General features: G+C 43.7%; 10 protein-coding genes. 4 read left to right on the top strand and 6 right to left on the bottom strand.

Going from position 1 to position 12,258, the window contains the following annotated elements; genetic code table 11:
* Positions 1 to 48 precede the first annotated feature (48 nt).
* Entirely contained in the window at positions 49 to 318 is a 270-nt protein-coding gene (locus WIG73_RS03735) for a Veg family protein (protein WP_337399344.1), read from the bottom strand.
* A gap of 219 nt (positions 319 to 537) precedes the next feature.
* On the opposite strand from WIG73_RS03735, the gene WIG73_RS03730 reads away from it, so the two are divergent.
* Positions 538 to 1,806, top strand: coding sequence for an FAD-dependent oxidoreductase (locus WIG73_RS03730; RefSeq protein WP_337399343.1), 1,269 nt, complete (start codon positions 538 to 540; stop codon positions 1,804 to 1,806).
* A gap of 23 nt (positions 1,807 to 1,829) precedes the next feature.
* The gene (locus WIG73_RS03725; RefSeq protein ID WP_337399342.1) at positions 1,830 to 2,687 is read left to right on the top strand and encodes a hypothetical protein; all 858 of its coding nucleotides are present in this window, start codon (positions 1,830 to 1,832) and stop codon (positions 2,685 to 2,687) included.
* A gap of 96 nt (positions 2,688 to 2,783) precedes the next feature.
* Here the strand turns inward: WIG73_RS03725 and WIG73_RS03720 are convergent, their stop codons facing one another.
* The 5 genes from WIG73_RS03720 to WIG73_RS03700 form a co-directional block, all read right to left on the bottom strand.
* Complete coding sequence (locus WIG73_RS03720; RefSeq protein WP_177677793.1) at positions 2,784 to 3,140, bottom strand: hypothetical protein; 357 nt, start codon at positions 3,138 to 3,140, stop codon at positions 2,784 to 2,786.
* A 200-nt stretch (positions 3,141 to 3,340) separates the two neighbouring features.
* Positions 3,341 to 4,552 carry a cation:proton antiporter gene (locus WIG73_RS03715; protein ID WP_249313025.1) on the bottom strand — a complete coding sequence of 404 codons (1,212 nt, stop codon included), beginning with the start codon at positions 4,550 to 4,552 and terminating at the stop codon, positions 3,341 to 3,343.
* A 133-nt stretch (positions 4,553 to 4,685) separates the two neighbouring features.
* Positions 4,686 to 5,435 (bottom strand): aminoglycoside phosphotransferase family protein, encoded by a 750-nt coding sequence (locus WIG73_RS03710; protein WP_177677789.1) that lies wholly within the window; start codon positions 5,433 to 5,435, stop codon positions 4,686 to 4,688.
* Complete coding sequence (gene adhE / locus WIG73_RS03705; protein ID WP_337399340.1) at positions 5,435 to 8,044, bottom strand: bifunctional acetaldehyde-CoA/alcohol dehydrogenase; 2,610 nt, start codon at positions 8,042 to 8,044, stop codon at positions 5,435 to 5,437. The genes WIG73_RS03710 and adhE overlap by 1 nt, the downstream gene beginning before the upstream one ends.
* A 176-nt stretch (positions 8,045 to 8,220) precedes the next feature.
* Complete coding sequence (locus tag WIG73_RS03700; protein WP_337399339.1) at positions 8,221 to 9,786, bottom strand: helix-turn-helix domain-containing protein; 1,566 nt, start codon at positions 9,784 to 9,786, stop codon at positions 8,221 to 8,223.
* 196 nt (positions 9,787 to 9,982) lie between these two features.
* On the opposite strand from WIG73_RS03700, the gene WIG73_RS03695 reads away from it, so the two are divergent.
* Positions 9,983 to 11,026, top strand: coding sequence for a glycoside hydrolase family 88 protein (locus WIG73_RS03695; protein ID WP_337399338.1), 1,044 nt, complete (start codon positions 9,983 to 9,985; stop codon positions 11,024 to 11,026).
* A gap of 32 nt (positions 11,027 to 11,058) precedes the next feature.
* Complete coding sequence (locus WIG73_RS03690) at positions 11,059 to 12,231, top strand: hypothetical protein (protein WP_337399337.1); 1,173 nt, start codon at positions 11,059 to 11,061, stop codon at positions 12,229 to 12,231.
* Positions 12,232 to 12,258: the final 27 nt, after the last annotated feature.

The raw sequence follows: 12,258 nt of genomic DNA, 5'->3' as shown, positions 1-12,258 counted from the left end.
TAAAAAGAAAACCGGCTAATTAGCCGGTTTTAATTTTTTTATTAATAGTTATCCAATTTGCTCGCCAGACTCTGTCAGCGAAAGGGAAACTGCGTCGGTTAACACGTCGGAATAGTTTAACGAAACGTTTCTGCTGGCGTCGGCAAAATCCGAAATGCTTTCTAAAGTGACATTAAAGGTGAACGGATAAACGGCATTAATAGTGCCGTAGCGCACAACCACCCGCTTGCGGCCTTTTTTTACCGTGATTTTAATGTGTGAACCTATATTGTTTTCAATCAGCGTACGAACCCGTTCCAAATCGTTTTTGTTAATCACTTAAAAAACACCTTCTTTGCCATTATTTAGCCTATCACATTCCCTTGTGTCAAAAGTTATGAATTTACTTTTTTATTATACCACAACTTTAAGATTGTGTCAAGTGGACAAGTTTTGGGAAATTTTTAAAGAAGAATTTGGTAAAATATCACAGTGAGCAATTGACATTTTTTGGGGGCCATGGTACAATAAAACTATCAAAAACAGAGGGGTGATTGTTTGGATTGCGTTGAAGTGAAAAAAAGTGTTCCGGTGAAAGGAAGCTATGACATTATCGTAGCAGGTGGCGGTGTTTCCGGTGTTGCGGCGGCAGTGTCCGCAAGCCGCATGGGCAAAAAGGTACTGTTAATTGAAAAAACCATTTGTTTGGGTGGGTTAGCAACCATCGGGCTGATTAACCTGTTTGTTCCCTTATGCAACGGTCGGGGCGTGCAGATTATTAAGGGCATGGCAGAGGAGTTGTTACAGCTATCTGTAAAATACGGATATGACACCATTCCCGACTGCTGGAAAAATGGTAACCCCACAAAAGACGGACCCAGATATGTGACGCGGTATTCCGTGCCGATTTTTGTTTTGGCGCTGACTGAGTTTATTAAGAGTGAGGGCGTATCCATTTTATATGATTCTGTGGTGTCAGACGTGGCGATGGAAGGCAGCCAGGTGAAAGGCGTTGTGGTTGTGAACAAGTCCGGTTTTGAATATTACACGGCAGGCATGTTTGTAGATGCCACCGGCGACGGAGATTTAATGGTTCAGGCAGGCGTGCCAACGGTGCAGGGACGGAACTTTCACACGTTTATGATGCACGGCGCAGACACTGAAATGTGCAAAAAGGCAGCGGAAAGCGGCGATTTAGGTAATTTGCAGCACTGGGCAAGCGGCGGAAATGCAAACCTTTATGGCGGCGGCCACCCGGAGGGAAAGCCCTATTGGCTGGGAACAAATTCGCAAGACGTGACGAACTATGTGGTGGAAAATCACATTGAAGCGTTGAATAAGCTGAAAAATGATAAGGATAAAGTGGCACGGGACATACTTCGAATTCCCACCATGCCGCAGTTTCGAACCACGCGGCACATCGACGGGAACTATACCCTGAAGGAAGCGGACACCTACAGGCACTTTGACGACTCGGTCGGCGCAATTTGCGACTTCGACCGGCGGGACTTTTTATATGAAATTCCGTTTGGAACGCTGGTGCGCGACGGGTTCGGAAACATTATTACAGCCGGCAGAAGCGCGGCGGGAGAGGGCTATGCGTGGGATGTTCTGCGCGTAATTCCTCCAGCAATCATTTCCGGCCAGGCAGCAGGCGTGGCCTGTGCTTTGGCAATTGACGAAAAGAAACCTGTTTATGGAACAGATATCAAAATGTTACAAAAAACGCTTACAGCGCAAAATGTGATGATTCACTTTGACGATGGTCTGGTTCCCAAAGCTGGGGAAGAAATCACTGTGCAGGAAAGCAATATGGAGCATTTTTAAAAACTAAGTGGGGGTATTTTTAGATGAAAAAAAGGCTGTTATACTTACTTTTAGCGATTTGTTTTGTATTGCAGACACAAGTTGTGTTTGCATCTTTGGTGACAATGTATTCTGCCGACGGCAGGGAGCTTATTGTTGCGGAAAGCGAGATTGAGGCACAAAAAACGGTGGGGTGGTTCACTGCACCGCCGGTTTTAATGTATTCAGCAGACGGCAGACAGCTTTTGGTTTCAGGCGATGAAATTGAACTGTATCAGAATGTGGGCTGGTATTTAGAGCCTATGAGCACCATGTATGCTCCCTTTGACAGAACAATTGCAGTGCCAACCTGGCAAGTGCAGGATTATGTTAATGTCGGCTGGTTTACCACCCATGACGAGGCTCTATATAATGAAATAATTCCGCAGATACAATATGCTCTTTCCGTAACGGATTATAACGGCGCCATAGATATTTGCGACGACGCACTAGACAAATTTTGGGACTATGAAAACGTGTTTTTTGAAGACATTGTCAACACGGTATATGTTGTTATGGATACCTGGCGGGCAACCGTGAAACAGCCGGTTGCAGCAATTTCCAGTTATGTTACCGACAGCTATGGAATAAAACAGGCAAACATTGTACTGCGCAATATCAGCTATAAAGAAATTTCGGCCATTGAGTTGGAGTTTAACTGTTACAATACATTTAATGAGCCGGTAAAATATTACGGGTTTGGAAGCAGCCAATTTGACGGGTATGCGCAGCAGATGTCTTTTGGTACGCTGGATACACAATCATGGCATTGGAGTCTGTATGGATACAGCGAAACAGATAGAATTAAAAATATTAAAATCACTCGTGTAGCATTTGCTGACGGAACGGTTTGGACACGGTAAAAAAACGCATGGGCATCAATTACGATGCCCATGCGTTTTTTTGATAGCAGTTTTCAGTGCCGATATTTAAACCGCCGGCGCATTATCATGGTGTTTTTAATCGTTATCGTCATCGTCTTCATAACCGCAATTGATACAAATATCCTTTTCGGATGTGCGGATACAATTTACAAAAGCATCGCCGACCTGCGAAACAGCGCCGAACACAACGGGAACTTCAACGCAGAGATCCTGGCTGATTGTAAAGTGACAAGAGCCGTTTTTAATTCCGGGGCATGTTTCCTGACCAGGTCTTACAACCGGATCGCCGCAGCATTTCGTTTTTGTTACGCCGCTTCTTGCAAAAGGCGTCACCGTTACCGGTGCGCATACTGATAGCGACTGAAAGCCTGTTGCCGGGCATGTTTCAGCAATCGGTTCTCCGTTTGTATCTGTTAAAACAAAATTTGCCATATCATTGGCCTCCTTTTTTATTGGTACAATATCATAATATGTCGAAAATTGTAAGTTTGACATTAAAGAATACAATTTATCGTTCAATTGTAAACAGAAAAGAAATACCCCGCATGAAAAGCGGGGTATCAAAATATTAAAAAACTTCATTTAAAAACAGAAACGAACAAAATATTCGTGAAAAGTTGATTCAGCTGCTGTTACGCAGAAAGTTCATGGATTGCTGCTGCGTTCATATTTTTGGCAAACAATAGTTTTAAAAAGATTGGCGTTAAAATAGACGATACGATAATGAGAATGATAACGGGCGTGAAGTAAATGGGGTCCAGAAGGCCCACAGATAGGCCCTTTTGCGCCACAATCAACGCCACCTCGCCCCGGGTCATCATGCCGACGCCTACAATTAGGCTGTCCCGCCAGGAATATTTGCATATTCTTGAAACCAGCCCGCAGCCAATAATTTTAGACACTAAGGCCACCAGCACAAAGCAGATGGAAAACAGCACAATGGTGCCGGAAATGCCATGTATGTCGGTTTTTAAACCGATACCTGCAAAGAATACGGGACCAAACAGAATATAGGAATTAATGGCCATTTTTCGCTCAATATATTCGGCATCGTTAATGTTGCAAAGGATAATGCCGGCTACAAATGCGCCGGTAACGTCTGCCACACCAAAATATTTTTCAGCCGCATATGCCATAAACATGCATAGCGCCAGACCAAAAATCGGTATCCTCTGGGTGTGGGAGTATTTTTTATTTAATGCTTTAAAGAGTTTGTAGCATGCATATCCAAGTACGCCTGAAAACACAAAAAATAGCAGACTGCGCATAATAACCGACAAAATGCCCGCGCTGGCGCCAGAGGTGTTAGCGCCGATTCCGATGACAACCGTTAAAACCATAATGCCGATAACGTCGTCAATGATGGCGGCGCTGACAATTGCTGTACCAAGCTTTGATTTCAGCTTGCCAAGCTCAGACAGGGTTTGCACCGTAATGCTCACAGATGTGGCAGTGAGAATTACGCCAATAAACACGGCCTTATAAAAATGTGGAGAGCCAACGGCGGCAAACCCATAAAACAGCATGTAAAGCAGCGTTCCCAATATCAGCGGAACAGCTACGCCGCAAACTGCAACCAGACAGGCAAACGGCCCTGTTTTAATCATGTTTTTCAGGTTTGTGCCCAGGCCTGCCGAAAACATTAGCAAAATGACGCCGATTTCGGCCATTTGCGTTAAGAAACTTGTCTGTCCCACTAATCCTAAAACGCTGGGTCCAATCAATAACCCTGCCACAATTTCGCCCACCACTTGGGGGACTTTCATTTTTCTTGCCAAAAGACCTAAAATTTTTGCCGAAACCAGGATGATTGCCAAATCTTTAAATACCGCATAGGTTTCCAACTGATTCACTCCTTATTTTTTTCGCACAATTTTATATAATATCACATTTTTATGAAAAAAACAATAACAATTCGGTTAAACAATAAAAAAACTTCCCGGAAGGATTACATTCCGGGAAGTTTTTAAGTTTTACTTATTCATACTCCACAACGTCTGTCCAATGGGTTAAAAACGCGCGTTCTTCTGGTTTTCCTTTCACTAACTGGGACGCTGCGACAATGGGAATCCATTTCTGCACATACTGCTTTGCTGTGTCGCTCTTTTTACAGAACAAATCCAAATATTTTTCCGCTGTTTTGTCATCGCCGGACAGGCAGAACAAAAGATAGGTTCTTGCCGCGTCTGCACTGGCGTTGCCCTGGGTTGCGTGAGACCAGTCTAACACATAAGGCGTGCCGTTTTTATCCACAATAATGTTGCTTGGGTTAAAATCGCCGTGACAAACCTTTGTGTGTTTGGGCATACCCTCCAGTCTTGCATGAAGCTCATAACGGGTAGTTGCGTCCAAATCGGTTTCTGAAATTTTGCGCTTCATCTTATCCTTCAGTTTTGTTAAAAGAGGTGCTGTTTTTCCATGAATTTCAAGCTGAAGATCAACAAAAAGGTTTAAATATTCATCCAGTTTTTCAGGATGCTTTTTCATAAGGGAGGCCAGCGTTTCCCCTTCAATGAAGTCCATCACTAAGGCCCACTTGCCGTCGGTTTTTGTAACCTCCAAAAGCTTCGGTATATTTAATCCGGTTTCCTCCACACGGGCTTGGTTCAGCGCCTCGTTCAATACGTCAGCCTTCGAGAATTCCTCGTTAAACACCTTAACCGATTTGTCGCCGTCGCGGTAAATTGTTTTAGTAGGTCTTACTGCAATTACATTTTCAAAATTCATTATCTTTCACCTCCATAATATGCGTTCAGGTATAATTCCTTAATTTCGCTCATCAGCGGATATCTGGGGTTTGCGCCGGTGCACTGGTCGTCAAATGCCTGTTCTACCATTTCGTCCAGCCGGTCTAAAAAGTCTTTTTCATCAATGCCATATTCTTTAATGGTCTTTTTAATTCCAACCAATTCTTTTAAATCGTCAATTGCCTTAATCAAGTTTTCGGTTTTTTCTTCGTCCGTCTTGCCCTTAAGGCCCAGTGCATCTGCAATCTGAGCATATCGTGCTAAGGTATGCGGGTGGTCATACTGCGAGAACGTACCCATTTTTGTGGGTACCTCACTTGCATTAAAGCGGATAACTTCATCAATCATCAAAGCGTTTGCAACACCGTGAGGCAGATGGTGGAATGCGCCAAGCTTGTGTGCCATGGAGTGGCAAATGCCCAAAAATGCGTTTGCGAATGCCATGCCGGCCATGGTTGCAGCGTTTGCCATTTTTTCTCTTGCTTCCACGTCTGTCTGACCGTTTTCATATGCTTTCGGCAGATATTCAAAAATAACTTTCAGAGCCTGAATTGCCAACCCGTCGGTGTAATCCGTAGCCATGATAGAAGCATAAGCCTCTAAGGCGTGGGTAACTGCGTCAATACCCGATGCGGCTGTTAAGCCCTTGGGAGCTGACATATGAAGGTCTGTGTCGATAATTGCCATGTTTGGCATCAGCGCATAGTCAGCCAGAGGATATTTAACGCCGGTTGATTCGTCAGTGATAACGGCAAACGGCGTCACTTCAGAGCCTGTGCCGGCAGAGGTGGGAACAGCAATGAAATATGCTTTTTCACCCATTTTCGGGAACGTGTAAATACGCTTTCTGATGTCTACAAAGCGCATTGCCATGTCCATGAAGTCTGCTTCCGGGTGTTCATACATCACCCACATGATTTTCGCGGCATCCATTGCAGAACCGCCGCCCAGCGCAATAATGGTGTCCGGCTGGAATGCGCGCATCTGCACGGTTCCGGCTTTGGCGCAAGCTAAAGTCGGGTCGGGAGCTACGTCAAAGAACGTGGTGTGGGCAATGCCCATCTCGTCTAACTTATCGGTAATCGGTTTTGTGTAACCGTTCTGGTAAAGGAACGAGTCTGTTACGATAAATGCTCTCTTTTTGCCCATGACGTTTTTCAATTCATCTAAAGCAACCGGCAGGCAGCCTTTCTTTAAATAAACCTTTTCAGGCGCTCTGAACCAAAGCATGTTCTCCCTTCTTTCTGCAACAGTTTTGATATTCAAAAGGTGCTTTACACCGACATTTTCCGAAACAGAGTTGCCGCCCCACGAGCCGCAGCCCAGGGTGAGGGAAGGCGCAAGCTTAAAGTTGTAAAGGTCTCCGATGCCGCCGTGGGAAGAAGGTGTGTTCACCAAAATGCGGCAGGTTTTCATTCTTAAAGCAAATTGGTTAATTTTTTCTGTTTCCTTCACAGCATCTACATAAAGAGAGGAGGTGTGGCCATAGCCGCCGTCAGCAATGAGCTGTTCTGCTTTTGCCAGAGCATCGTCAAAGTCTTTGGCTTTATACATTGCCAAAACAGGGGAAAGCTTTTCGTGAGCAAATTCTTCAGAAATGTCCACCGAAGTTACTTCGCCGATAAGAATTTTTGTGCCTTCCGGAACATCAACACCGGAAAGAGCGGCAATGGTGTGTGCTTTCTGACCAACAATTTTGGCGTTTAATGCGCCGTTTATAATAATGGTTTTCCGAACCTTTTCCGTTTCATCCTTATCCAGGAAATAGCAGCCGCGGCGGGCAAATTCTTTTTTTGCAGCGTCATAGATATTTTTCATAACAATCACGCTTTGCTCTGACGCGCAAATCATACCGTTGTCAAATGTTTTAGAATGGATAATAGAGTTTACTGCCAAAAGCAGATCGGCCGAGTCGTCGATAATGGCCGGTGTGTTGCCCGCACCAACACCGATTGCAGGTTTTCCGCTGGAATATGCCGCTTTTACCATGCCCGGTCCGCCGGTTGCTAAAATAATGTCTGCCTCTTTCATAACCGTGTTGGTTAAATCCAACGAGGGAACGTCAATCCAGCTGATAATTCCCTCCGGAGCGCCAGCCGCTACGGCTGCATCTAATACTACCTTTGCCGCAGCAATGGTAGACTTTTTTGCTCTGGGATGGGGGCTGATAATAATTGCGTTTCTGGTTTTCAGCGCAATCAGCGTTTTAAAAATTGCTGTTGATGTGGGGTTCGTGGTAGGAATAACTGCTGCTACCACACCGATGGGTTCTGCAACCTTTTTAATGCCATAGGATTTGTCTTCTTCGATAATTCCGCAGGTTTTTGTGTCCTTATAGGCGTTGTAAATATATTCCGCCGCATAGTGGTTTTTAATAACCTTGTCTTCCACAATGCCCATGCCCGTTTCCTCCACAGCCATTTTGGCGAGGGGAATTCTGGCCTTGTCGGCAGCTGTGGCAGCCGCCAGGAATATTTTGTCAACCTGTTCCTGAGTGTAGCCGGCAAAAACTGTTTGAACGTTTCTTAATCTTTTCAGTTCTGTTTCCAACGCTTCCACGCTGTCAATGATTGGTTTTGTTTCATTCATGATAGAACCTCCCACTATAGTATATTGTTAAATTTTTAACAACCTGTTTAAATTTATTTTAGCACGAATTTTTCTTTTTGTCAATATATAAAATAAATTGTTCAAAATCTTTGTATATATCCAATAATCCAGCGCATATAAGGAGTAACAAAGCTGTAATTTTGGCCAAATAAACATTATGCGCCTGTTGACTTTGCGGCCTCGCCGTTTGCAAATTCGCTGGGAGTCAGGCCGGTTACTGCCTTAAACTGGGCGGCAAAATATTTGCTGTTTTTATAACCGGTCATAATGCTGATTTCATATATTTTATATTTGCCGGTTATCAGCAGCTCCTTTGCTTTTTTTACCCTGAGCTCTATTAAATAGTCCCTGAAATTAAAGCCGGTGTGCAGCTTGAAAAAGCGCGAAAAATAAGAAGGATTTAAGTTTAAATATTTTGCCACGTCCTCTAAAGATAAATCCCGGGCAAAATTATTTTGAATATATTCCACGGCACGTTTCACAGTGCTGGAAGAAGCGGTCAGATTGTTTTTTCCGGCCTCCCGGCAAACCATAAAAAGCACGTTGGTGCAAATATTTTGCGCTGTGGCGCCGTTTGCTTCGGAAAGGGAACGCATCATGCGTTTGAATTCTGCGTTTTCTTTTAAATGCGGCGCCATATTCTGCATGGAAATTTCACAGAATTCGGACAGTGCATCTGAAAGCACATTTTCGGCCGACTGGGAAAGCAGCCGCACAATATAGTTTAAATGCTCTTTAAGACGGGGCGTTTTATCCAAAATTGCGGAAATTACTACGTTTTTATACATATCAAGCAGCAACGCGTGATTTTCCTTCGTGTTGTCAATTGCCTCGACGTTCATGTTGCTGTTGCTTAAAATCGGTGTTGTGATGTGGTCGATAAAATCGTGAAAGGACATAAAATGCCGGCCAATATGCCAATTGACCGTAAGTCCGATCATGGTCTTTAAATTGTGCTCGGTATTGGTGAGGTGCAGACGCAAGGTATTAATAAAATTGGTGGCGTCGCTGGTCTCCGCCAAAGCAACATAAAAGATTTCTCCGTTTGTGAACATGATATTCTGAATTTCAAAGCTTTTATTTTCAGGCCGCAGAAAGTTGCCCACGGCAACCAAAAACCGCTCCTTGTCGTAATTCCAGCGGTTTGTCATATATTCATTGTAATTGGGAATGGCAATCCAGAACGGGCAGTATATGCAGGAATGATTGCCTAAACTCAGCTCTTTGGCCTTTTTCTGAATATTTTCTCTGCCGGTGATGTTCCCCATAAAAATGTCTGTCAAAAACTGTTTTCTTGCAGAAACAACAAGCTGATCAAATAATTTATCACGCTTTTTCTGAGTCGCCTGCCGGTCAAGCAAAACCTTAATTTCAGTCAGCGCCGCAGTCAGCTCAGTGTCATCTCCTGGGTTGATAATGGCGGAAACTCCTTGGGAAACAGCGGATTTTGCCAGCTCAAAATCCGTTCTGTCGGTATACAGTAAAATTTTAATATCCGGAAAACGTCTGTGGATGCTTTTCACAATATCTAAGTTCTTTTCCTTTGCCGGGGGCAAATCGGTAATCACCAAATTTGGGCGCGTTCTGGCTACTGCGTCTGACGCGCGCTTATTATATAAATAGGAAGAAACAACGGTAAAGCCTAAATTGCTTTCGGAAATTGCATACTTCAAGTGCGCAATTGTTTCAGCTTTGCTGTTAATAATAATCGTTTTATACATAAATAAACCACCTGTTTTACGGCTGTTTTTATCAATGTCACAAGTATATCATACTTTTTTTCAAATATCAATAGAAAAGGTACGTTTTATTTACTAAATTCATAGTGTTGTAAAAATTTTGGGCTTGAAGTGGTGAATGATTTATGGCATAATATATCATATATCATAAACTACAAGTCAAAGTGGGGACCTACGCATGAAGGAAATACTTAAAAAAGTTGCAGATAACATGACTGCAATCAAAAATCAGGGCATTGAAGAAGAATGTCCCATTGGAATTATCGACATTGAAAACTGGGAGTGGCCACAAGGGGTTGGAATGTATGGCATGTATAAGTATTACAAGGAACTTGGCGATACATCATACCGCGATTTTTTAATAAAATGGTATGATAAAAATATCGCAAAAGGTCTTCCCGAACGAAATGTCAACACCATGTGTCCAATGCTGACACTGGCGCATTTGGCCGAGGAAACCGGCAGAAAGGATTATTTAGACCTTTGCACCGAGTGGGCAGAATGGGTTATGAACGAAATGCCGAGAACGGAAGGCGGCGGAATTCAGCATATCGTCAGCGGTGGGGAAAACCACAACCAGGTTTGGATTGACACGCTGTTTATGACAGTGCTGTTTTTAGCCAAAATGGGACTGTTGCTTGACAGAAAAGAATATATTGAAGAAGCAAAATTCCAGTTCCTGTTCCATATTAAATATCTGGCTGATAAAAAAACTGGATTTTGGTTCCACGGCTGGACCTTTGACGGCAGACACAACTTTGCCGATGCGCTTTGGGCACGGGGCAACTGCTGGTATACCGCAGGTTCGGTTGAGTTTATAGAAATGCTTGGCCTTGAGGGTTCTTTAAAAGAATACCTTTTGAACACGCTCGTGTTTCAGGTTGAGGCGCTGGCAAAAACCCAGGACGAAAGCGGCGGTTGGCACACACTTTTAGACGATCCAAGTTCCTATTTGGAAGCTTCTGCGACAGCCGGTTTTGGTTACGGTATTTTAAAAGCCGTTCGGCTGGGTTACATAGATGAAAAATATAAGGTGGTCGGCGAAAAGGCGCTGAAATATGTTGTAGATAACATTGCCGAAGATGGAGAAGTGCAGAACGTATCCTACGGAACGGGAATGGGCGCGACCTTGGAGGACTACCGGGTAATCCCAATTTGTCCCATGACATATGGTCAATCTTTGGCGCTTCTGATTTTGACAGAGGGCGTACGATTAAAATAAACGGAACTTGACTGCAAGGAAGTGTAAAACTGATGTATGAAGAATTTTTAGAAATTGGCGTAGAAGAAAAACATAAACGGTTTGACCCTGAGGCGGGCATGATTATGCAGCATGTGGCCCCTTGGAACGGGGGTTCCGGCGGATACCACACAAGAATTTCAGGGGATTTGCACAGCCCAACAGAGAACTCTGCATTTGCAGACCATGTGTTTTTCTTAAGAAAAGAAGAGTATTATGAAGAGGCAAAATCGGTTCTTTGGGGCCTGATTAAATATCAGGACAACCGCGAAGACTCCAAAACATACGGTTTGTGGCCTTACTATATTGAAGAAGACTGCGACCACATGATTGCGCCTGACTATAACATGGCGGATTTTAATGCAAAGCACTTTGCATACATATTAAAAAGAAGAAGCGACTGTTTAGACGACGAGCTTCGCGCCGCTTTATCCGAATCGCTGATGAAAGCGGCAATTTGCAGCATCAGAAGAAATGTTTCCCCAGACTACACAAATATCAGCCTGATGAGTTTAAACACCATAATCAACGCCGGTGAAATTTCAGGCAACAAGGAGTTTTTAGAACGGGGAAAGGAACGGCTCAGAAAGGTGCATGAATATAACGCTTTCTGCGGCTGTTTCAGCGAGTATAACAGTTCGACCTATTCTCCGCTGGCAATCGAAGAAATTTCCATGATGCTGGAACTGTTTGAAGATGAAGAATGTGTAAAAATGGCCAAGGATCTGAATGTTATCGCGTGGGAAATGCTTTTAAGCCATTACCACCGGAACTTAAAGCAGGTTTCGCCGCCGCAGATGCGTTGTTATCACAACTTTGAGGGAAGTAAGCTCGAAGAAATGATATATCTAGGAACCAAAGGAGCGTTTGGCAGTATTGACAAAGCAAACCCTAAGTATCCTGCAATGCTGCAGATTCCGCCGGTTTGCCCGGAAGAGGTGGTTGAAAAATATTTAAAGAAGCCTTTTGAGCCGACATTTATTGACCAGACATTTTATAAGAAAAACAATTTCAGAACGCCGGATGAAGACACGGTTATCATTCGGAATATTGACAGTCCGGACTTAAAAGCATTCACCTATATGGCGGAAGAGTACGCCATGGGAGCCTTTGAAAAGACAGATATGTGGACACAGCGCAGGTCTTCAATGGTTTACTGGGGAACAAAAGTATGTGCAAATTCATAATTTTCAAATGTATAATAAAACTGATTA

The sequence above is a fragment of the Congzhengia sp. genome (assembly GCF_037235575.1).
Lineage (GTDB): Bacteria > Bacillota > Clostridia > UBA1381 > UBA9506 > Congzhengia > Congzhengia minquanensis.
Note: the sequence above shows the minus strand (reverse complement) of the source record. Positions and strands in the feature narration are given on the sequence as shown.